We start from the raw sequence: 20,615 nt of genomic DNA, 5'->3' as shown, positions 1-20,615 counted from the left end.
CCGGTCAGACCTCCAGGTCCGTCTCCACCTTCTTCAGCTGGTGGCGGGCCATCGCCAGGTTCGCCCGGTTGCGGTCCAGCGCCAGGTACAGGAACAGGCCCTTGCCGGTGCGGGAGGTGAGCGGGCGGATCAGGTGGTACTGCGAGGAGAGGGTGATCAGGATGTCCTCGATCGCCTCGTTCAGGTTGAGCAGCTCCATCGCGCGGAGCTTGGCCCGGACCACGTCGGTGTTGCCGGCGGCGGCGACGTTCAGGTCCAGCTCCGGCCCGCCGCCGATCAGGCCGAGCGCCATCCCGCTGTTGTAGTCGACCAGGGCGACACCGATGGTGCCGTCGATCGACCCCATGATGTCCTTGAGTGCGGTTTCCACGGCTGCCATGATCCAAGTACCTCTTCCAGTAAGCGAATTGACGGAACGTCAGATCGACGCGCCGGGTGGTGCGGAGATGAGATGAGCGTCAAAGGGGGGAGGGTCAGAGCGGGTTGCGGTCGAGGTCCGCGTCGGCGAGCGCCGCTATCCGCGCCCCGGCCCGGCGGGCCTCCAGGTGCAGGCGGCCGACGTTGGCCTGCGCACCCGCCAGCAGCGTCAGCACCGTGTAGGCGCCGGCCGCGTACGTCGCGGTGTAGCCGAACTCGCCACGCGTGATCAACTCCCGGAAGCCGCCCTGCCCGGTGGCCTCGGTCAGGCGCGCGCCGACCCCGAGTGCGGCGGCGGTCAGCGCGGCCACGCTCTCCGCCTCCAGCGCGTCGGCGTCGTGCGCGACCACCAGGCCGTCGGTGGTGGCGACCAGCGAACCCGTCAGGTGCGGGACGCGCGAGCGCAGGCCGCGCAGCTCGGCGCGCACCTCGGCTTCGGGCAGCACGATCGTCCTCCTCGCGGTCAGTTGACGAAAGGTCCGCTTCATGACTCGGACGGCGGGCAGGGGCGGACGGTCAGGACGGTCACAGGGCCTCCAGGGCGGCACGTAGTCGGAGCAGCAGGCCCACCTCCGGGTCCGAGGAGTCGTAGGAGCGCGGACCGGGCGGCAGCAGCACGTCCGGCGGCGCCGGTTGCGGCACGGCGGCCGGTGGCGGGTCGGGAAGGACGGCGGGCCGGCCGGCCGCCAGCAGGCCGGCGGCGGCCAACTGCCGGACGTCCAGCAGGGTGGCGAAGGTGGAGCGGCCCAGCAGCCGGGCCAGTTCGGGCACGCCGCGGGTGCCGTCGGCGGCGGCCAGCAGCGCCTGCCGGCGGTGGCGCGGCACGGCGGTGCGGCGCACCGGGGCGGCGCCGGTCGGCACGGGTGCGGCGAAGTCCAGTTCGGCGGACGGCCAGCAGGAGTCCAGCAGGGCGCGGCGGCGGCCGACCGCGCCGCGCAGCTCCAGTACGGACAGCGGGCGGGCCAGGCGGAAGGCCGGCCGGGCGGCCGGGTCGAAGCGCAGCTCGCCGCCGTGCTGGGCGAGTGCGTCGTGTGCGCCGTCCAAGGTGGCGGCCAGTCGGGCGAGTTCGAGCTCGCCCGGGCCCACCGACCCGGCCGCGAGCAGCCGGTCGGCGCCTTCGGCCGCGCTCTCCTGCCAGGCGCGGAGGGTGATCCGGCCCGCGCCGACCAGCAGGTGGCCGACGGTCGCGCCGCGCGGGGACTCGGCGTGCACCACCAGGCCGGCCGCCAGGTGCACCGCCCCGTCCGGGCCGTGCAGGACGCCGGTCGCGCCGTCCGCGGCGAGATCGGTCAGGGCTGCCTCGAAGGTGGTCGCGGGTGCGCAGCTGGAGCGGCGGCGGCGCGGCAGGGGGGCGGCCCGGGTGGGCCGGGGCCGGGGCGCGGCCCCCTGGACGGTCGGGGCGAGTTGGGGTGCGGAGACCGGGGAGGCGACCAGCAGCGGCGGCACGGTCGGCAGCGGCGGGACCGCGGCCGGGACGAGCCCGGGGGCGAAGCCCGCGGGGGCGCCTGCGGGTGCGTCGGGGCCGAGGGCGTCGAGCGGCGTGAGGGTGTCGGCGGGCCGCATCAGGCGAGCACCAGCCGGTCGGCGATGGCGGCGAGGCGGAGCCGGGCCATCGCCAGGTTGGCGTGGTCCCGGTCCAGCCGGAGGTAGAGGAAGACGTGGGCGTCGAACGCGGCGGGGACGAACCGGATCAGGTGGTAGTTGCCGGCCGAGGTGACGATGACGTCCTCGGCGGGCGGGGCGCCGGAGTCCGGGTCGGCGAACGACGGGGTCTGGGTGACGGCGCGGGCGAGTTCGGTGGCGTCGGCCGCTCCCACCTCGTGGTCGCCGTCGGGGCCGAGTCCGGCGGTGCCGATGGCCAGGCCGTTGGTCCAGTCGACCAGGCTGACCCCGAGCGCGCCGGTGATCCCCATGGCTTCCGCAAGGCACTCCTCGATCCCGGGCACGTACCGCGTCCCTCCCCACCGTGCGGGGCACGGCGCGTCGCTGCCACCGCCTTCACCTGCGGTAGTCTGACCGAAACGCAACGCTACCGGCGTGGCCCCGGGAGGGCGAGACTTTCGGCCATATCCATCGGGCATATGCCCGAATGCGCTATGGTGCCCCGCCCTCCTGACGTGCCGTCAGGCCGCGTGTTCGACCCGTTCTCCCTGGCAGGCCGGGTCCTCCGGGTCCGCCGTGCCGTCCTGGCCGGGCAGTTCGCGCAGGTGCGGGATTGGCGAGAACACCACCCACAACGCGGAGGCCACCGCTCCGACTGCGGCGATCCACAGCGCCGGGCGCAGCCCGAGGGTCGAGCCGAGCAGCCCGCCGAGCAGCGAACCCAGCGGCCTCACACCGTAGTTGACGGCCTGATAGGCGCCGAACACCCGGGAGCGCAGGGCGTCGGGGATGCAGGCGGCGAAGATCGTGCCGGCCGAGATGTCGAGGACCATGACACCGATTCCGGACAGGAACTCGGCACCGAACAGCAGCGCGGCGGCGGTCGTGACCGGGCCGCCGGCCAGCGGGACGAGCAGCAGCGGCGCGGGGAACAGCACCAGGCCGAACAGGAACGCCGGACCGACGCCGATCCGGGCGGCCAGCCGTCCGGTGAGCGCCGCGCCGATCAGAGTGCCGACCGCGGCGGCGGCCAGTACGGACCCCAACAGGCCCGCGCTGAAGCCGAGTTCACGGGTGGCGTAGAGCACGAACAGGGCGCCGATGACGAAGGTGAACAGGTTGACGGTGGCGGTGCCCAGCAGCGCCGCCCGCATCACGGGGGAGTGCCGGATCCAGCGCAGTCCCTCGCCCGCCGAGCCGCGGCCGGCCTCGGCGGGCGGCGGCTCCGCGGGGCTGATCCGGTGCAGGAACAGCGCGGAGGCCGCGAACGACAGCGCGTCCAGCACCAGGGTCAGCGGAGCGGCCAGCAGTTGGACCAGCAGCCCGCCCAGGCCCGGGCCCGCCACGTAGGTGGCGGCGCGGCTGCCGTTGATCAGCGCGTTGCCGCGCAGGTACTGGTCGGCGGGGACCAGCGCGACGAACAGCGGCGGGTTGCAGACGTTGAAGAACACCGACAGCGCGCCGACCGCCAGCACCACCAGGTACAGCTGAACCAGCGTCAGCACGCCCGCCGCCCAGGCGAGCGGGACGGTCAGCAGCACCGCGGCGCGCCCGAGGTCGGTGGCGATCATCACCCGCCGGCGCCGCCCGTAGCGGTCCGCCCAGCCGCCCGCGTGCAGGGACAGCAGCAGGTACGGCAGGTAGCCGGCGGCGGCCAGGTAGCCCATCTGCGCGGCGTCGGCGTGCAGCGCGGAGACCGCGATCAGCGGGATCACCAGCAGGGTGATCTGGTCGCCCAGCGAGGAGATGGTCTGGCCGCTCCAGTAGCGGCGGAAGGCCGGTTCGCGCAGCAGCTCGGGTATCCGGGGGCGGCCGGTCACGGTCGCACGTCCGTCGGGACGGCCAGCTGCATCAGCTGGACGGCGCGCACGCCCTCGGGCGGCTCCGCCCCGGCGGACCGCCGCTCCACGAAGGGGCGGGTCAACTCCTCGATCCGCGCCTGGAGTTCGAGGAGTTCCCCGGCCGTCACGTGCACCACCGTGTCGCCGAACCCGGCGGCCTCGTTCCACTCCGGCGCCTCCTCGGCGCGGTGCGCCAGCCAGGCCGAGGCGCGGGCGAAGTAGCCGTCCAGGACGGCGCGTTGCAGGGTGTCGACGGCGGCGGCCTGCTCCGGGTCGGCGGGGGAGGAGTCCCAGCTGGTGAACGCGGCGGTGGCCTGCCAGGGCTTCTCCCGGCCGCGACCGCCGCCGGCCTCCTCCACCAGCCCGTACTTGGCGAGCTGGCGCAGGTGGAACGAGCAGCTGGCGACGGACTCGGTGCCGAGCAGCTCCGCGGCCCGGGTCGCGGTCAGCGGCCCGTGCACGCGGAGCAGGCCCACCAGGGCCATCCGGGTCGGGTGGGCGTAGGCGCGCAGGGCGCGCGGGTCGGTCAGCCGGACGGACGGCGGCGGTTCGCTCATGTGTCTAAAGCTATCTTTCGAAAGAAAGCTTTACAAGCGGGCCGCCGCCGTCCGTCCGCTCGGACGCGGGGTGTCAGGAGGCCGGGCCCACCCGCACCGTGGTCAGCCTGCCGCCCTGGGTCTCACGGACCACCTCGATCCGGGTGTTGGTGTCCGGCACCTTCACCCCGAGCTGCGGGATCGCCGGGTCGCTGTACACGCCGGAGTGGTCGTCGAACACCGGCACCGCCGGCTTCGAGGCCACCTTGGTCGCCACGCCCGCCTTGTGCAGCGTGAACGCGTCGGTCTTCTTCAGCGAGAACGTCGCGTCGTACGACTGCGAACGCCCGTTGGTGAGCGAGCCGTCCGCGAACCGCAGCGCCTGCGGGTGCGCGTCCACCGGCAGGATCAGCCCGCCGCCCAGGTGGTCGACGGTGTTGTTGTCGCCGTAGGAGGTGTCCCACAGCCACACCAGGACGCCCTCCTGGTACGGGTAGTTGTCGATCACGTCGCCCTTGCCCGGCACGCCCGAGTACCCGAAGTTGTACGGGCCGGTCTTCAGGTACGCGCCGTAGCCGGCGTAGCGGCGGTTCTCCACCAGGTACGCCCGCGGGTGCTGCTTGACCGCGTCCTTGCCGTGCAGCACCGAGAACCCGACGGCCGCCCAGTCGCCCGGGCCGCCCTCCGCGCCGTCGGCCAGCAGCACGGCGCCGTCGGCGGTCAGCTGCACGGCGTCCACCAGGACGCCCTTGCCGTGCGTGTTGGTGTCCGAGGTGACGTGGAAGCGCACCTGCACCTGCTGGCCCAGGTAGGCGTCCAGCGGGATGTGCAGCTGCCGGTAGCCGCCCGAACTGCCGCTCAGGCCGGGGGTCAGCGCGGTGGTGTCGCCGATCGGCTGCCCGTCGACGGTGCCGTGCAGCGGCGTCCAGGTCCGGCCGCCGTCCGCCGACGCCTCGACGGTGAAGAAGTCGTAGTCCTGCTCGGTGTCCCACCAGGCGGCGGCGTCCAGCGCCGCCGAGGTGCTCCGGCCGGTCAGGTCCACGGTGCGCGCCAGCGAGGCGTCCATGTTGTCGCCGGTGTCGCTCCACCACTGCGCGCCCCCCTCGAAGGGCTCGGCCAGCGTGGTCGTGGTCGACCCGGGCGGCAGGTGCACCAGGACGGCCTGCGCCTGGTCGGTGTTGTACCCGGAGACGCCGAGGGTGTGGCTGGAACGGGTCGCGGCCTGCGCCTCGTCGTAGTTCAGCCAGCCCATCTGCAGCTTGCTCCAGGCGTCCAGGTCACCCGGGAACTCGCCGGTGGTGTTGCGCCCCCTGCCCAGGTACGAGCCCGAGGACATCAGCGACCAGAAGCTGACGGAGTTGTCGCCGCCGTTGGTGGAGTACAGGTCCGGCAGACCCAGGTTGTGCCCGAACTCGTGGGAGAACAGGCCCACTCCGCTGTTCTCGCCCGCCTGCACGTAGTCGTACACGTACAGGCCGGTGTCGCCGACCGGCGCGCCGCCGATCCGGTTGCCCGCCGGGCCGGTCTGCCCCGACGGGTCGGGGAAGGTCCAACTGCGGTGCGCCCACAGGGCGTCGCCGCCCTGCGCGCCGCCGCCCCAGGTCTCGTCCACGCCGGCGTGCACCACGATCACGTTGTCGAGGTAGCCGTCCGGCTCGTCGAAGTCGCCGTCCTTGTCGTAGTCGTAGCGGTCCTGGACGTCGTACTGCGCCAGCTCCGCCCGGACGTCCGCCGCGGTGCGGCCCTTGGCGATCTCGCCGTCGTACCAGGCCTTGGTGGCGTCCCGGACGAACTCCTGCGCCTGCGTCCAGGCGCCGCCGCCCTGCGGGCCCTTGTTGGACCCGTAGCGGGCCTCGTTCCACGGCAGGGTCACCCAGTCGGTGACGGTGCCCTCGATGTCGTACCGGCCCGAGGACTGGGTGCGGTAGAAGTTGCGCATCGAGTTCGCGCCCGGCGCGTCGTCGAAGAACATCTTCTGGTAGAAGCCGCGGTCGAAGTCGCCCTGCCAGTAGGTGTGGGTGTCGTTCGAGCCCGGCTTCGGGATCTGGTTGTGCTGCGGGCCCGGGGTGCCGCCGTAGCGCGGCTTTCCCTGGTACAGCGTGGAGTTGTCCACCTGGTCGCCGAACTGGGCGAGGATCACGAAGACCTTGTCGGTGCGCTGGTGGGCCAGCTGGACGTAGTCGTTGCCGATCTTCACCTTGGCCGGGGTGGTGCCCTTGTCGCTCCTGGCGATCCGGCCCTGGTTGACCTGCTCCAGGGCCTGCGCCTTCAGCGCCTGCCGGGCCTTCTCCTGCGGCGGCACCGGCGACGGCGGGGCCTCGCGCCCGTCGGGCGCCTGCTCGGCGGTCAACTGCTGCGCCGGAGTAGTGGGTCGGGCGGAAGCCGGGACGGCGGTCAGGGCTATCGCGCCGGTGGTCAGCGCAGCCAGAACGGCTGTGGGGAGTCTGCGCAAAGAGACCCGCTCCTTAGTGGAAGGAAGGGTAAAAGGATGGTCGGTAATATTTCACATGTGATCCTTCACGCGGAAGGGGTCAGGCCCAACTCCCGACGCAGGAAGGCCAGTTCCACGGCCGCCAGCCGCTCCAGCGCCCCGTCCGGCAGCATGTGGGTCAGCCCCGGCAGCGGCAGCACCGCGTGCGGACGGCCCGCCCGGGTGAGTGCCTGCGACAGCAGCAGCGTGTGCGAGGGGTGCACGTTGTCGTCCGCCAGGCCGTGGATCAGCAGCAGCGGCCGGCTCAGTGACGGCGCGTCGGGGATCAGGCAGTCCGCCTCGTACCCCTCCGGGTTCTCCTGCGGCAGGCCCAGGTACCGCTCGGTGTACGCCGTGTCGTACAGCCGGAAGTCGGTCGGCGGCGCGCCCGCGCTCGCCGCGTGGAACACGTCCGGCCGGCGCAGCACCGCCATCGCCGCGAAGTACCCGCCGTACGACCAGCCGCGCACGCCGACCCGGGACAGGTCCAGGTCCGGGTGGTCCGCGCCCAGTGCCCGCAGCGCCGCCACCTGGTCGTCGATCGCCACCTGCGAGAAGCGGCGGAAGATCGCCCGGGTGAACTCCGGTGACACGAACGGCGTTCCGCGGTTGTCCACGGTCACCACCGCGAAGCCCTGGTCGGCCCACCACTGCTTCGCCTGCCAGCGGCGCGGCTCGTTCGCCACCGCCTGGTAGCCGGGGCCGCCGTAGATGTCCACCAGCACCGGCAGCCGGGTGCCCGCCACGTGCCCGCGCGGGTACAGCACCGCCGTGGGCAGCCCGTGCTCCGTCACCCGGGCCAGCAGCGGCTCGGGCCGATAGGGGAGGTCGGCCGACAGGTCGGCGAACGCGGTGCGCACGCCGTGCTGCCGCCACTCGCGCCGGACGCCGTCCGGGCCGGCCGAGGTCAGCAGCAGCACGCCCTCGCCGTGCGCGGCCACCGCGTGCACGCCCCGGCCCCCGGTCAGCGGCTCCGGGTCCCCGCCGTCCGGGTCCAGCAGGAACACCTGCTGGTCGGCCGGGTCGCCGTCGCCCGCCTCGACCAGCAGCCGGCCGTCCTGCCACGGCCCGACCACGCGGCGCACCTGGAGGCGTTCGTCGGTGAGGGCCTTCCCGTCCAGCGCCAGCCCGCGCGCCGCCGGGGTGTCCGCCGAGGTCAGCACCCGGCCGTCGGGCAGCCGCAGCGGCGTGCCCGGCAGCGGGTCCACCCAGAACTCGTCCTCGGTGCGGGAGAGTTCACGGGTCTCGCCGGTCGCCGGGTCGGCGCTCAGCAGCAGCACCCGCTGCTGCAGCCGGTCCGCGACGGTCAGCAGCACCTCGCCGTCGCCCGCCCACTCGGCGGCCGTCAGGTACGGGAACTCGGCGTCGTCCCAGCGCAGCCGGGTCCGCCCGCCGGCCGGGCGCAGCACCCACAGCTGGACGTCCGCGTTCGGGCCGCCCGCCTGCGGGTAGGCGAACGACTCGGGCTCGCGACCCGGGTCCGCCGGGTCGGCGAAGTGCCGCAGCGGCAGCGCCGATTCGTCCACCCGGGCGGCCAGCACTGCGGAGCCGTCGGGCGACCACCAGTGGCCCCGCGAGCGGCCCAGCTCCTCCGCCGCGGCGAACTCCGCGACGCCCCAGCGCGCCCCGTCCGCCGGGCTGAGCCGGCCGCCCGGGGCCAGGTGCAGCGCGTCGTCCGCGACGTACGCGACCAGCGCGCCGTCCGGGCTCGGCCGGGGGTCGAACGCGGGCCCGCAGACCGGGAGTTCGGTGCAGGCGCCGGTGGCGGTGTCGCACCGGAACAGGCGGCCGTCGAGCGCGAACACGGCGGTGGCGAGGTCGGCGGTGGCGGCGAAGGAGCCGATGCCGGGCGCCCAGACCCGGATCCGCTCGCGCAGCCGGCGCTCCACCGGGGGCAGGTCGGCCGCGGCCCCGGTGCGCTCCGGGGCGAGGGCCGACGGGTCGGCGACCAGACGCTCCTGATGGGTGGTCAGATCGAGGATCCACAGGCGCTCGACCGGATCGGTCGGGCCGGTGGAGCGCAGGAACAGGGCGCGGCCCGCATCGGCGGCGAGGGTGACCGCGCGCGGCGAGCCGTAGCTGAAGCGGCCGGTGGCGGCGCTCAGGGCGAGAAAGGGGTCGGTGTGAGTCACCCGCCGATGGTTGCCGCAGCCACCCCTCTTCGGCTAGAAGTATGACGTGTGAAATGTCACACAGCATCGAAGGGGCGGACGGCCGAGTGAACACCCAGCAGCACCCACCGCATCCCGGCCCACCCGCCGCCCTGCCCGGCAGCACCACCCTGTTCGCCCTCGACCCGGGCACCGCCCACCTCAACCACGGCTCGTACGGCGCCGTCCCGGTCCCCGTCCAGCGCCGGCAGGCCGAACTGCGCGCCGCACAGGAACGCGACCCCGACGCCTTCCTGCTCGAAGCCCCCGACCGGATCGCCCGCGCCCGCGCCGAGATCGCCGCCGCCCTCGGCGGCAACCCGGAGCGGCTCGCCCTGCTCACCAACGTCACCGAAGGCATCGCCGTCGCCCTCGACTCCGTCCCGCTCGCCCCCGGCGACGAGATCCTGGTCACCGACCACGGCTACGGCGTCGTCACCCGCGCCTGCGAACGCCGCGCCGACGAGACCGGGGCCAGGGTCCGCTGCGTGCGGATCTCCCCGCACACCCCCGACGAGGACGCCGTCGCCGACCGCGTCCTCGACGCCGTCACCCCGCGCACCAGGCTCGCCGTCCTCGACCTGATCACCTCGCCCACCGTCCGCGCGATCGCCGGCCCCGCGCTGCTCGACGCGCTGCGCGAACGCGGCGTCACCACCGTCGTGGACGCCGCCCACGCCCCCGGCGCCCTCCCCGTCGACCTGGGCGGGCAGGCCGGCGGCGCGGACTTCTGGATCGGCAACCTGCACAAGTGGGCGTTCGCCCCGCGCCCCACCGGGGTCCTCGCCGTCCACCGCCAATGGCGCTCCCGGATCCGACCGTTGACCTACTCCTGGGAGCACGACCGGGGCTTCCCCCGCAACGTCGAATGGCGCGGCACCTGCGACTACACGCCCTGGCTCGCCGCCCCGACCGGCTTCGGACTGATCCACCGGATCGGGGCGGAGCGGCTGCGCGAGCACAACTCCCGGCTCGTCGAGCACGGCAGCCGGCTGCTCGTCGAACACGCCGGCCTGCGCCCGCTCCCCGGCCACCCCGGCCTCCCGATGCGGGCGCTGCGCCTGCCGCGCGGCACCGCCGAGCACGAGCACGCCGCGAAGGCCCTGATGGCCGCCGTCCACCTCACCCTCCGCACCCGCATCGCGGTCCGCCCCTGGCCCGGCGGCGGCATCCTCCGCATCAGCGCCCAGCTGTACAACCGGCCCGAGGAGTACGCGCGACTCGCCACCGGGCTGCCGCGCCTGATCACCCACTGAGCGGGGCCGCAGCCCGCGCCTCACAGCCGATCGGTCTCCCGCACCACGTCGAACGGCTCGGGCAGCCGGACCGGCGCCCCGAACGGGTGCGGGCCGTCCGGAACGGCGCAGCCGAGCCGGCCCGGCTCGCTGGACAGCGTGCAGGCGCGGTCCTGACGGTCCACCAGAAGGCGGAGCGGAGCGCCCGTCTGCCCGTGACGACGGCGCTCGACCGCGCGATCGGTGTCGGCGTTGCTCGGCGAGGTGACCTCGACGATCAGCAGGGTCCGATCGGGGACGAGCGCGCCCTCGGTCTTCTCCGCGAGGTCGGCCGGTGCGAGATCAGGCGCGTACCAGTTCTCGCTGCCCGGCGGATCGGGGTTGCCGGAGAGCCCGACACCAGGCCGGGGGCGTCGAGCCCCGGCGCGAGCCGGCGGCGCACCACCTCGGCGGCCCCGCGCGCCCAGGGCCGGGACATGGGCGTGGTGACCCCCTCGACGATCCTCGGGCCGGGCCGGACGCCGCCGGGTGGCGGGGCGGGGTCGGTGCGACCGATGCCCTCTCGGCACCGGACCGCTCCGATCCGGTGTTCAGCTGCGCACACCCCGTTCGGTGTCGACGCCGCCGGGGCCGTCCGGCGGTCCGGCGTGTCCGGTGCCCGCCGGGGCGGTCAGCGGGAGGCGCGGAGTTCCTCCAGGAGCATGCCCTGGTCGGCGAGGAGTTCGGTGAGTATCCGGCGGGCGGTGCGCAGGAGTTCGGCGACGTCGGCGCCGGCCAGGGCGTAGACGACGGTCGAGCCCTCGCGGGTGGCGGTGACCAGGCCGGAGCGGCGCAGGATCGCCAACTGCTGGGAGAGGCTGGACGGTTCGACATCGAGCGCGGGCAGCAGGTCGCGGACGGGCGTCGGCCCGGCCTGGAGCAGTTCGAGCACTCGGATCCGGATCGGGTGGCCGAGCATCCGGAAGAACTCGGCCTTGGCCTGGTACAGCGGTACGGGCATGCTTCCTCCCCTTGTTCCTCGGCGGCGCGCGGGCCGCCGCCGGCTCAGACCTCCAGGGACGACTCGATCCGCTTCAACTGGTGCCGGGCCATCGCCAGGTTGGAGCGGCTGCGGTTGAGCGCCAGGTACAGGAACAGGCCGCGCCCGCCGGCCGTGGTGAGCGGGCGGATCAGGTGGTACTGGCCGGTGAGGGTGACCAGGATGTCCTCGATGCCGTCCTCGTGCAGGTTGAGCAGTTCCATCGCCCGCATCTTGGCGCGCACCAGGTCGGTGTTGGCGGCCGCGGCGACGTTCAGGTCGATCTCCCCGCCGTCGCCGAGGGTGCCCAGGGCCATGCCGCTGCCGTAGTCCACCAGGGCCACGCCGATGGCGCCTTCGATGGTCATGGCTTCCTTGAGCGAGGTTTCGAGATTCGCCATTGCGCTGTCCTCCGGTCGTGGCGGGGTCGGTCGGTCGGCACGACTGTAGGAACCGGATCGACCGGCGGCCGACTGTTGACCGCAATCCTCCGAAGCTGGGCGACAGATGACCGTTCGTCAGCGGATCCGCGACCACATGAAGACATTTGCAACTCCGGATGTGAGCAGTTCACGCAAGCGCGATTTCCGCGGCCGCTCCCGGGGAACGCCCGTCCCGATCGGGCCCCGGAACGTGACGGGGCCCGGGAGCGGTATCCAGCTCCCGGGCCCCTGAGGTGCCACCCAATTGCTCTGCGCCGGCACGTTTAAGGCCGAGGGTCAATCTCACAACGTCGTGCTTTGCCATTGAAGCTACCGTGCCGCGGAGAGGCACAGGCGGGAGTCGAACCCGCATCCGACGTTCCAGGCCCTCGGCCGGTCGATCCGGCGCTCGGCGGCGAATGCTGAGTCTGGAGCGGGAGTCTGAGATTCACGGGGCTGCCTCTGCCGTGTTGGGCCACCCCGGCGTGTGCGTGCCGGGGGGAGGACTCGAACCTCCACCGTGTACCCCGAAGTCAGCTTCAACTTCAGTGTCAGCTTGCGCTTCTCGCGCCCACCCCGGTCTCACCCGAGGGGATCGTGGGGCTACCCGAACAGGTAGCCGAAGACGGCGTCGCCGACCCGACGGTCGGTGACCTCCGCGGCGTTCGCCTCCTCGCGGGCGAACTGCACCGCCTGCTGGAGCTTCTCCACCCGCTCCAGCAGCTCGTTCACCCGCCGAGCGGGCAGCGCGCCGGAGAACTTCACGGTCGTCCAGTACCCGATCGCGACGTCCTCGTAGTAGACCTCGACCTGCGCCGGGTGCTTCTCCGTCGCCTCCGCCTTCACGTGGTTGCGCGGCACCTTCTTGGTGCGGATGGTGCGCACCGCCTCGGTCTTCCAGGCGTCCGACGACGGGTCGTGCGACCAGGACTCGGCGGCGTCCAGCACCGGCAGCTTGCGGACGAACGTCCGCAGGTCGGTGAGCTGCTTCTCCAGGAACAGCAGGTAGGTGACCGGGGCGCCCGCCACCAGCGTCCGCCCGTCGACCACCACGTCGGCCCGGGCGTCGGTGTTGGCCCAGTCCTTGGTGGCCGTCACGTCGAACAGCCTGGTCAGCGTCGCGGCCGTGGCGCGCAGCACGTCCTCCGCCTTGACCTGGACCCGGGTGGACTCCGGAGGCAGCTGCTCGCCCTCCTCGTCCTTCGGCTGGTACGTCCGGGAGATGCCGGCCAGCAGCGCGGGCTTCTGCAGGTCCTGGTGAGCCTGCGTCAGCTCCTGGAACGACTTCGACTTGACGCCTTTTTCCACGGCGATGATCTGGTTCAACTTGGCCACGGCGAGGACGCTAGCGGAACGCCCGTTCGACCGTCACGCGGTTATTCGCCGCCCGGCCGGCCCGGTCGGCGATCCCGGTGCCTGCCGCCCGAGCCGCCACCCCCGTCGCCACCCTGGTCACCACCCCCGCCGCCACCCCGCGGCGATCACCCCCGGCAGCCGTCCGCTCACGCTTCGCGCCCCCGCCGGGCACCCCTTTTCAGCTGCCGGAAAAGTCTGATGTTGATGTCACTCCGGACGGGTAATCTCAGGCTGAGATGCTCGATCACCACACCCCACGCACCCGCTGCGCCCCGTCGCCCCTCCGGGCCACGGCCCCGCAGCCGCAGGCGTCGCCGTCTGCGCCCCCGTCCAGCCACACCCACGGGAAGAAAAGGTGACGCCAGTGCACGGCAACCCCACGCCCGAAGAGCAGCTCAGCCCCGCCGAGCGGTACGCGGCCTCCCGCGAGCGCGCCAAGGAGCAGGCGACGGCCCTCTACGGCTTCCAGCAGTTGTACGACTTCCCGCTCGACGACTTCCAGGTGCAGGCCTGCGAGACGCTGGAGAGCGGCAAGGGCGTCCTGGTCGCCGCGCCCACCGGCAGCGGCAAGACCATCGTCGGCGAGTTCGCCGTCCACCTGGCGCTCGCCGCCGGCCGCAAGTGCTTCTACACCACGCCGATCAAGGCGCTGTCCAACCAGAAGTACGGCGACCTGGTCAAGCGCTACGGCGCCGCCAAGGTCGGCCTGCTCACCGGCGACAACTCCGTCAACGGCGACGCGCCGGTGGTCGTGATGACCACCGAGGTGCTGCGCAACATGCTGTACGCGGGCTCCAGCGCCCTCGACGGCCTCGGCTACGTGGTGATGGACGAGGTGCACTACCTCGCCGACCGCTTCCGCGGCGCCGTCTGGGAGGAGGTCATCATCCACCTCCCCGAATCCGTGACGCTGGTGTCGCTGTCCGCGACCGTCTCCAACGCCGAGGAGTTCGGCGACTGGCTGGACACCGTCCGCGGCGGCACCGAGGTGATCGTCTCCGAGCACCGCCCCGTCCCGCTCTGGCAGCACGTGATGGCCGGCAACCGGATGTACGACCTGTTCGCCAGCCCCGACCGGGACGGCCGCCCCAAGGGCAGCCTGAAGAACCCGGCCAAGGCCGTCAACCCCGAACTGGTGCGCCTGGCCCGCTCCGAGGCCGACCGCGGGCGGGACAGGTTCGCCCGCGGCCGCGGCCGCTCGATGCCCGCCGGCCGCCCCGGCCGGGTCTGGACGCCGAGCCGCGTCGACGTCATCGACCGGCTCGACGCCGAGGGCCTGCTGCCCGCGATCACCTTCATCTTCAGCCGGGCCGGCTGCGAGGCCGCCGTCCAGCAGTGCCTCAACTCGGGCCTGCGCCTGAACCGGGACGCCGACCGCCTGAAGGTCCGCCAGTTCGTCGAGGAGCGCTGCCGCGACATCCCCGACGAGGACCTCAACGTGCTCGGCTACTTCGAGTGGCTCGACGGCCTGGAGCGCGGCATCGCCGCCCACCACGCCGGCATGCTGCCCAGGTTCAAGGAGGTCGTCGAGGAACTCTTCGTCCAGGGCCTGGTCAAGGCGGTCTTCGCGACCGAGACGCTCGCCCTCGGCATCAACATGCCCGCCCGCTCGGTGGTCATGGAGAAGCTCGTCAAGTGGAACGGCGAGACCCACGCCGACATCACCCCGGGCGAGTACACCCAGCTCACCGGCCGGGCCGGCCGCCGCGGCATCGACATCGAGGGCCACGCCGTCGTCCTGTGGCAGCGCGGACTCGACCCGGAGGCGCTGGCCGGCCTGGCCGGAACCCGCACCTACCCGCTCAAGTCGTCCTTCCGCCCGTCCTACAACATGGCCGTCAACCTGGTCGGCCAGTTCGGGCGGCACCGCTCCCGCGAACTGCTGGAGACCTCCTTCGCGCAGTTCCAGGCCGACCGCTCGGTGGTCGGCATCGCCCGCCAGGTCCAGCGCAACGAAGAGGGCCTGGACGGCTACCGCGAGTCGATGACCTGTCACCTGGGCGACTTCGACGAGTACATGAGCCTGCGCCGGCAGCTCAAGGAGCGCGAGAACACCCTCGCCCGCGAGGGCTCCACCCAGCGCCGGGCCGCCGCCGTCGAATCGATCGAGCAGCTCAGGCCCGGCGACATCATCCACGTCCCCACCGGCAAGTTCGCCGGCCTCGCCCTGGTCCTCGACCCCGGCCTGCCGCCGGACGTCCGCGGCCGGCACGGGCGCACCGGCCCCCGGCACCCGGACTACCAGGACGGGCCCCGCCCCGTCGTGCTCACCGCCGAACGCCAGGTCAAGCGCCTCGCGATGATCGACTTCCCGCACCCGGTCACCGCCATGGACCGGATGCGCATCCCCAAGTCGTTCAACCCGCGCAGCCCGCAGTCCCGCCGCGACCTCGCCTCCGCGCTGCGCACCAAGGCCGGCCACCTCGAACCCGAGCGCTACCGCAAGGGCCGCGCCGCCGCCGCCGACGACCCCGAGATCGGCCGGCTGCGGGCCGCCCTGCGCCAGCACCCCTGCCACGGCTGCGACGAACGCGAGGACCACGCCCGCTGGTCCGAGCGCTACCACCGCCTGCACCGCGACACCGAACTGCTGGAACGCCGGATGCGCTCCCGCACCCACACCATCGCCCGCACCTTCGACCGGGTCTGCGGCCTGCTCGCCGACCTCGGCTACCTGCGGGGCGACACCGTCACCGACGACGGCAAGCGCCTCGCCCGGCTGTACGGCGAACTCGACCTGCTCGCCTCCGAATGCATCCGCGAGGGCGTCTGGGACGGCCTCGCCGCCGCCGAACTCGCCGCCTGCGCCTCCGCGTTGGTGTACGAGGCCCGGCAGTCCGACGACGCCACCGCGCCCCGGGTCCCGGAGGGCGGCGCCAAGGACGCGCTCGGAAAGATGGTCCGGATCTGGGGCCGGCTCGACGCACTGGAGGAGCAGCACAAGATCTCCACCGCCGAGGGCGTCGGCCAGCGCGAACCCGACCTCGGCTTCGCCTGGGTCGCCTACCGCTGGGCCCTCGGCCACGACCTGGACTCCGTCCTCCGCGACGCCGACATGCCCGCCGGCGACTTCGTCCGGTGGACCAAGCAGCTGATCGACGTCCTCGGCCAGATCCAGGACGCCGCCGGCGAGAACCTCGAACTCCGCCGCACCGCCCGCAAGGCCGTCGACGGCATGCGCCGCGGCATCATCGCCTACTCGTCCGTCGGCTGAGCAGCCCGGCCCACCGGGCCCGGCCACTTCCGCGAGAAGTCGCCGGGCCCGGTGCGGGTGCGCCGCTAGCGGGCGGCCAGGGCCTCCAGGAGGCGGGTGAGGGAGGTACCGAGGCCCCAGCGCTCCGCGAGGGCCTCCAGCGCCATCGGGTCGCGCGGCTCGCGCGGCAGCGCCGGATCGAAGGGCGGGAGCCGGACGTCGCGGGCGACCCGGACCACGGTCGGGGCGACGTCCAGGTAGGGCGCCGCTTCGAGGAGGTTCTTGCGACGGGCCGGGGTCAGCTTGGACGCCGGGTCGGCGGCGGCGGCCCGGACGCCCGCCAAGTCGCCGTAGGTCTGGATCAGTTGGGTGGCGGTCTTCTCGCCGATGCCCTTCACCCCCGGCAGACCGTCGCTCGCGTCGCCGCGCAGGGCCGCCAGGTCGGCGTAGGCCGCGCCCGGGACGCCGTACTTCTCCAGCAGCGCGGCGTCGTCCATCCGCAGGGCCGAGCCGATGCCCTTCGCCGGGTACAGCACCGTCACCGCGCGGGCGTCGTCGACGAGTTGGAACAGGTCCCGGTCGCCGGTGACGATCTCGACCGGGCCGGTGGCGCGGGTGGCCAGGGTGCCGATCACGTCGTCGGCCTCGTAGCCGGGCGCGCCGACCCGGGCGATGCCCAGGGCGTCCAGGACCTGCTCGATCACCGGGACCTGCGGGGCGAGGGTGTCCGGCACCTCCTCCTCGCCGGCCGTCGCGGTCTCGGCCACCCGGTGGGTCTTGTAGGTGGGGATCAGGTCGACCCGCCACTGGGGGCGCCAGTCGGCGTCCATGCAGGCCACCAGGTGGTCCGGGCCGTGGTCCTGGACGAGGCGGGTGATGAAGTCGAGGAGCCCGCGGACCGCGTTCACCGGCTCGCCCTGCGGGGAGCGCAGCGAATCCGGTACGCCGAAGTAGGCACGGAAGTAGAGGCTCGCGGTGTCGAGCAGCATCAGGCGCGGTGCGTTCGTGGCGGTCACCCCCCGATCATGCCGCATGCCGCCGACAGAACGGCTGACGCGGTGTCAGCGCGGGCGGACGCGTGAACGGACGGACGCGCAGCCCGGCGGGCCGGCGGTGCGGACCGGTCAGTGCGGGTGCGGGCCGGAGCGGTGGACCGGTCCGTGCGCGTCGGCGCAGTGCTCGCGGGCCTCCTCCCCGGCGGCCGCCGCCTCGCTGCTCGGCGCGATCTGCAGCAGCCCGTCCGCGTCGCTCTCGCCGACGTGGTCGACCTGGAGCGTGGCGTGGGTGATCCGGTACTCCTCGCGCAGCTGGCGCTGCAGCGCGCGCTGCACGGCGTGGCAGTCGCCGCCCGGGGTGACCAGGATGTGCGCCGACAGCGCGGGCTGGTTCGAGGTGATCTCCCAGATGTGCAGGTCGTGGATCTCCTCCACCCCCGGGGTGGCCACCAGCCGGTCCGCCACCCGGTCCGGGTCGATCCCGGCGGGCGCGGCCTCCAGGAAGATCCGCGCCGAGTCCCGCACCAGCCCGATCCCGGCCCGCAGCATCAGCGCGACGACCACCAGCGAGGCGATGGCGTCCGCCCGCACGAACCCGGTGAACAGCACCACCGCACCGGCCACCGCCGTCGCGACGAAGGCGTACAGGTCGGTCAGGACGTGCTGGAAAGCGCCTTCCACGTTCAGCGAGGACCGGTTCGCCTTCGACATGCACCAGGTCGCGGCGATGTTCACCACCACCCCCACCAGCGCCGTCACCAGCACCAGCGATCCCGTCACCGCCGGCGGCGAGATCAGCCGGGCGACCGCCTCGTAGCCCAGCCACGCCGACAGCACCAGCAGCGTCACCCCGTTCGCCTGCGCGGACAGGATCTCGGCCCGCTTCAGCCCGTAGGTGTAGCCGCCGCGCGCCGGACGCGCCGCCAGCCGCATCGCCACCAGGGCCAGCGCGATCGACGCCGCGTCCGTGAGCATGTGCGCCGCGTCCGAGATCAGCGCCAGCGAGCGGGCCGCGAAACCGACCACCACCTCGCCGGCCATGAACACCACCAGCAGCAGCAGCGCGCTCCACAGCCACTTCCGGTCCGCGTCCGCCGCCACCGCGTGGCTGTGCCCGGCGTGCCCGTGACCGCCGGGCCCGTGGCCGTGCGCGTCCCCGTGCCCGCGGCCGTCCCGGTGCTGGGCCTCGTGGTCGTGGTCGTGGTCGTGCGTCTGCCCGTGGTCGTGATCGGACATCGAGGTCCCTCCGCTCCGGTCTCCGAACCCGAAGTGAACCCCAATTCGGAGGAAGATCCAAAGGCTGCACTGGTGACCGTTGTCGTTCCCCATTACGCCATTCGGGTCAGGTAGGGTGCGGCCCGCATCCGCGCAGGTCGCGCGGGTGCCCGGGACGTCGATGCGGAAGTGGGCGGGATGACGGAGCAGGTGCCGCTGGCGGTGATCGCCAAGGAGTGGGGCCGGATCGGCGTGCTCGGTTTCGGCGGTCCGCCCGCGCACATCCTGCTGCTGCGCCGGCTGTGCGTGGAGCGGCGCGGCTGGCTGGCGGCGAGCGAGTTCGAGGACGGCATCGCCGCCACCAACCTGCTGCCCGGACCGGCCTCCACCCAGCTGGCGATCTTCACCGCCTGGCGGGTGCGCGGCACGGCCGGGGCGCTGGTCGGCGGCGCGGCGTTCATCCTGCCCGGGCTGGTACTGATCCTGCTGCTGGCCGCGCTGTTCCTGGCCGGCGACCCGCCGCGCTGGGTGCTCGGCGCCGCCGCCGGGGCGGGCGCGGCGGTCGCCGCCGTGGCCGTCCAGGCCGCGAGCGCGCTCGTCCCGGCCAGCCTGCTGCGCTCCGGCGCCGGCCCGGCGCGGGTCCGCTGGGCGTGCTACCTGCTGGCCGGCGCGGCGGCGGCGATCCTCACCGGCCCCTGGCTGGTGCTCGTCCTGGTGGGCGCCGGCGCGGCCGAGATCGCCTTCCGGCGCCGCGGCCGCCGAATCAGCCGAACGGGGGACACCGCGCCGCCCCGCGCGGAGGGTGACCCGCCGCGGGCCGCGCTGCCCCTGCTGGTCCCGGGCCTGGCCGCGACGGGCGGCCTCGGCGCGCTCGCCTGGGTCGCCTTCAAGGTCGGCGCGCTCTCCTACGGCGGCGGCTTCGTGATCATCCCGCTGATGCAGCAGGACGCGGTGCACCGCTACCACTGGATGACGGACGGCCAGTTCCTGAACGCCGTCGCCCTCGGCCAGATCACCCCCGGACCGGTCGTGCAGACCGTCTCCGTGGTGGGGTACGCCGCCGCGGGCGTGCTGGGCGGACTGCTCGCCGCGGCGGTGGCGTTCGCCCCGTCCTTCCTGTTCGTGCTGTTCGGCGCCGCGCACTTCGACCGGCTGCGCGCCAACACCGCCGTCCAGGACTTCCTCACCGGTGCGGGCCCCGCCGTGATCGGCGCGATCGCCGGCTCCGCGCTCCCGCTGGCCCTGGCCCTGCACCACCCGTGGCAGTACGCGGTCCTCGCCCTCGCCGCCCTGTGGCTGTTGGCCCTGCGCCGCGCCGTCGTCCCCTGCCTGCTGGGCGCCGGCGTCCTCGGCGTGCTGGCCGTCCTGTCCGGCCTCCCGCTCCCGTAGCGACGTAGCGACGCAGCGATGCAGCGACGCAGCGAACGGAGCGTCAGGCGGAGGGGACGAGGGCGGGGGAGAGGCGGGCGGCGTGGACGAGGGCGCGGGGGATGCGGAGGTCCTCGCTCTGCTCGGGGTGCCACTGGACGCCGAGGGTGAAGCCGGGGCCCTCGACGGCCTCGACGGTGCCGTCGGCGTGCAGCGCGCTGACGGTGAGGCCCTCCCCGAGGCGGGCGACGGCCTGGTGGTGGTAGGTCGGGACGACGACCGCGGGCTCGGGGAAGAGGTCGGCGAGCAGCGTGCCGGCCACCGGGTGGATCGGGTGGCGGCCGTACTCGGTGGGGGCGCCGAGGTGGTCGTGCTGTTCGCCGACCAGGTCCGGCAGGTGCTGGACCAGTGAGCCGCCGCAGACCACGTTGAGCAGTTGCATGCCCCGGCAGACGCCCAGCAGCGGGGTGCCGGCGGCGAGTGCGGCGCGGATCAGCGCGGCCTCCCACTGGTCGCGTTCGGGTGCGGTGGCGACCGTGCGGGGGTGCGCGGGCTCGCCGTACAGCGCCGGGGCGACGTCCTCGCCGCCCGCGACGATCAGGCCGTCCAGGCGGGCGACCGCGGCCGCCGCGTGTTCGGGCGCGTCGGGCGGGAGCATGACGGCGATGCCGCCGGCCTCCCGGACCAGGGCCGGGTAGCGCTCGGGGAGCAGCACCGACCGCATGGTGTCCCACCGTCCCCAACCGGCGTCGAGGAGGAAGGTGCTGATGCCGATGACGGGGCGAGGGGTCATGGCG

18 protein-coding genes are annotated in these 20,615 nt (G+C 73.7%); 3 read left to right on the top strand and 15 right to left on the bottom strand.

The window, feature by feature from the left end; all coding sequences use genetic code 11:
• Nucleotides 1-4 precede the first annotated feature (4 nt).
• The 8 genes from ACFV1L_RS00485 to ACFV1L_RS00450 all read right to left on the bottom strand — a co-directional run bounded on the left by ACFV1L_RS00485 (nt 5) and on the right by ACFV1L_RS00450 (nt 8,998).
• Nucleotides 5-379 (bottom strand): hypothetical protein, encoded by a 375-nt coding sequence (locus ACFV1L_RS00485; RefSeq protein ID WP_380361562.1) that lies wholly within the window; start codon nt 377-379, stop codon nt 5-7.
• A 94-nt stretch (nt 380-473) separates the two neighbouring features.
• Nucleotides 474-863: a roadblock/LC7 domain-containing protein gene (locus ACFV1L_RS00480; RefSeq protein ID WP_380361560.1), complete on the bottom strand. Its 390-nt coding sequence runs from the start codon at nt 861-863 to the stop codon at nt 474-476.
• Between the two features lie 79 nt (nt 864-942).
• A complete protein-coding gene (locus ACFV1L_RS00475; RefSeq protein WP_380361558.1) occupies nt 943-1,980 on the bottom strand; it encodes a transcriptional regulator in 1,038 nt (345 codons plus the stop codon).
• Nucleotides 1,980-2,363: a hypothetical protein gene (locus tag ACFV1L_RS00470; protein ID WP_380361556.1), complete on the bottom strand. Its 384-nt coding sequence runs from the start codon at nt 2,361-2,363 to the stop codon at nt 1,980-1,982. Before ACFV1L_RS00470 ends, ACFV1L_RS00475 begins: the two co-directional genes overlap by 1 nt.
• 177 nt (nt 2,364-2,540) lie before the next feature.
• Nucleotides 2,541-3,839: an MFS transporter gene (locus ACFV1L_RS00465; RefSeq protein WP_380361554.1), complete on the bottom strand. Its 1,299-nt coding sequence runs from the start codon at nt 3,837-3,839 to the stop codon at nt 2,541-2,543.
• Nucleotides 3,836-4,417: a winged helix-turn-helix domain-containing protein gene (locus ACFV1L_RS00460; RefSeq protein ID WP_380361552.1), complete on the bottom strand. Its 582-nt coding sequence runs from the start codon at nt 4,415-4,417 to the stop codon at nt 3,836-3,838. The genes ACFV1L_RS00465 and ACFV1L_RS00460 overlap by 4 nt, the downstream gene beginning before the upstream one ends.
• A gap of 73 nt (nt 4,418-4,490) precedes the next feature.
• Nucleotides 4,491-6,848 (bottom strand): immune inhibitor A domain-containing protein, encoded by a 2,358-nt coding sequence (locus ACFV1L_RS00455; RefSeq protein WP_380361551.1) that lies wholly within the window; start codon nt 6,846-6,848, stop codon nt 4,491-4,493.
• A 65-nt stretch (nt 6,849-6,913) separates the two neighbouring features.
• The gene (locus ACFV1L_RS00450; RefSeq protein WP_380361549.1) at nt 6,914-8,998 is read right to left on the bottom strand and encodes a prolyl oligopeptidase family serine peptidase; all 2,085 of its coding nucleotides are present in this window, start codon (nt 8,996-8,998) and stop codon (nt 6,914-6,916) included.
• A gap of 53 nt (nt 8,999-9,051) precedes the next feature.
• Here ACFV1L_RS00450 and ACFV1L_RS00445 point away from each other — a divergent pair, with 53 nt between their 5' ends.
• Entirely contained in the window at nt 9,052-10,272 is a 1,221-nt protein-coding gene (locus tag ACFV1L_RS00445) for an aminotransferase class V-fold PLP-dependent enzyme (RefSeq protein WP_380361547.1), read from the top strand.
• Nucleotides 10,273-10,292: 20 nt separating this feature from the next.
• Here the strand turns inward: ACFV1L_RS00445 and ACFV1L_RS00440 are convergent, their stop codons facing one another.
• The 4 genes from ACFV1L_RS00440 to ACFV1L_RS00425 all read right to left on the bottom strand — a co-directional run bounded on the left by ACFV1L_RS00440 (nt 10,293) and on the right by ACFV1L_RS00425 (nt 13,026).
• Nucleotides 10,293-10,820 (bottom strand): Uma2 family endonuclease, encoded by a 528-nt coding sequence (locus tag ACFV1L_RS00440; RefSeq protein ID WP_380361545.1) that lies wholly within the window; start codon nt 10,818-10,820, stop codon nt 10,293-10,295.
• Nucleotides 10,821-10,921: 101 nt separating this feature from the next.
• Nucleotides 10,922-11,251, bottom strand: a complete 330-nt coding sequence (locus ACFV1L_RS00435; protein ID WP_380361543.1) for an ArsR/SmtB family transcription factor — start codon at nt 11,249-11,251, stop codon at nt 10,922-10,924.
• Between the two features lie 44 nt (nt 11,252-11,295).
• Complete coding sequence (locus ACFV1L_RS00430) at nt 11,296-11,670, bottom strand: hypothetical protein (protein WP_035868922.1); 375 nt, start codon at nt 11,668-11,670, stop codon at nt 11,296-11,298.
• Nucleotides 11,671-12,294: 624 nt separating this feature from the next.
• Nucleotides 12,295-13,026 (bottom strand): hypothetical protein, encoded by a 732-nt coding sequence (locus ACFV1L_RS00425; RefSeq protein WP_035868924.1) that lies wholly within the window; start codon nt 13,024-13,026, stop codon nt 12,295-12,297.
• Nucleotides 13,027-13,411: 385 nt separating this feature from the next.
• On the opposite strand from ACFV1L_RS00425, the gene ACFV1L_RS00420 reads away from it, so the two are divergent.
• Nucleotides 13,412-16,261, top strand: coding sequence for a DEAD/DEAH box helicase (locus tag ACFV1L_RS00420; RefSeq protein WP_380361540.1), 2,850 nt, complete (start codon nt 13,412-13,414; stop codon nt 16,259-16,261).
• Between the two features lie 65 nt (nt 16,262-16,326).
• On the opposite strand, the gene ACFV1L_RS00415 is transcribed toward ACFV1L_RS00420, so the two are convergent.
• Nucleotides 16,327-17,229 carry a 5'-3' exonuclease H3TH domain-containing protein gene (locus ACFV1L_RS00415; RefSeq protein ID WP_380361835.1) on the bottom strand — a complete coding sequence of 301 codons (903 nt, stop codon included), beginning with the start codon at nt 17,227-17,229 and terminating at the stop codon, nt 16,327-16,329.
• A gap of 135 nt (nt 17,230-17,364) precedes the next feature.
• Nucleotides 17,365-18,471, bottom strand: coding sequence for a cation diffusion facilitator family transporter (locus ACFV1L_RS00410; RefSeq protein ID WP_380361538.1), 1,107 nt, complete (start codon nt 18,469-18,471; stop codon nt 17,365-17,367).
• 177 nt (nt 18,472-18,648) lie between these two features.
• Between ACFV1L_RS00410 and chrA the strand changes: the two genes are divergently transcribed.
• Nucleotides 18,649-19,839: a chromate efflux transporter gene (chrA, locus tag ACFV1L_RS00405; RefSeq protein ID WP_380361536.1), complete on the top strand. Its 1,191-nt coding sequence runs from the start codon at nt 18,649-18,651 to the stop codon at nt 19,837-19,839.
• Between the two features lie 43 nt (nt 19,840-19,882).
• Here chrA and ACFV1L_RS00400 read toward each other — a convergent pair whose 3' ends face one another.
• Nucleotides 19,883-20,611, bottom strand: coding sequence for a gamma-glutamyl-gamma-aminobutyrate hydrolase family protein (locus tag ACFV1L_RS00400; protein WP_380361535.1), 729 nt, complete (start codon nt 20,609-20,611; stop codon nt 19,883-19,885).
• Between the last annotated feature and the right edge of the window lie 4 nt (nt 20,612-20,615).

Source organism: Kitasatospora sp. NPDC059646 (genome assembly GCF_042734615.1).
In the GTDB taxonomy this organism is placed as follows: domain Bacteria; phylum Actinomycetota; class Actinomycetes; order Streptomycetales; family Streptomycetaceae; genus Kitasatospora.
The sequence above is the reverse complement of the archived record's forward strand: the minus strand, read 5'-3'. Positions and strand labels throughout refer to the sequence as shown.

What these genes read in the sequence shown, in the direction of transcription:
- ACFV1L_RS00485 (WP_380361562.1), bottom strand. Translation starts at nt 379, where the DNA reads ATGGCAGCCGTGGAAACCGCACTCAAGGACATCATGGGGTCGATCGAC.
- ACFV1L_RS00475 (WP_380361558.1), bottom strand. Translation starts at nt 1,980, where the DNA reads ATGCGGCCCGCCGACACCCTCACGCCGCTCGACGCCCTCGGCCCCGAC.
- ACFV1L_RS00460 (WP_380361552.1), bottom strand. Translation starts at nt 4,417, where the DNA reads ATGAGCGAACCGCCGCCGTCCGTCCGGCTGACCGACCCGCGCGCCCTG.
- ACFV1L_RS00445 (WP_380361547.1), top strand. Translation starts at nt 9,052, where the DNA reads ATGTCACACAGCATCGAAGGGGCGGACGGCCGAGTGAACACCCAGCAG.
- ACFV1L_RS00435 (WP_380361543.1), bottom strand. Translation starts at nt 11,251, where the DNA reads ATGCCCGTACCGCTGTACCAGGCCAAGGCCGAGTTCTTCCGGATGCTC.
- ACFV1L_RS00430 (WP_035868922.1), bottom strand. Translation starts at nt 11,670, where the DNA reads ATGGCGAATCTCGAAACCTCGCTCAAGGAAGCCATGACCATCGAAGGC.
- ACFV1L_RS00415 (WP_380361835.1), bottom strand. Translation starts at nt 17,229, where the DNA reads ATGCTGCTCGACACCGCGAGCCTCTACTTCCGTGCCTACTTCGGCGTA.
- ACFV1L_RS00410 (WP_380361538.1), bottom strand. Translation starts at nt 18,471, where the DNA reads ATGTCCGATCACGACCACGGGCAGACGCACGACCACGACCACGACCAC.
- chrA (WP_380361536.1), top strand. Translation starts at nt 18,649, where the DNA reads ATGACGGAGCAGGTGCCGCTGGCGGTGATCGCCAAGGAGTGGGGCCGG.
- ACFV1L_RS00400 (WP_380361535.1), bottom strand. Translation starts at nt 20,611, where the DNA reads ATGACCCCTCGCCCCGTCATCGGCATCAGCACCTTCCTCCTCGACGCC.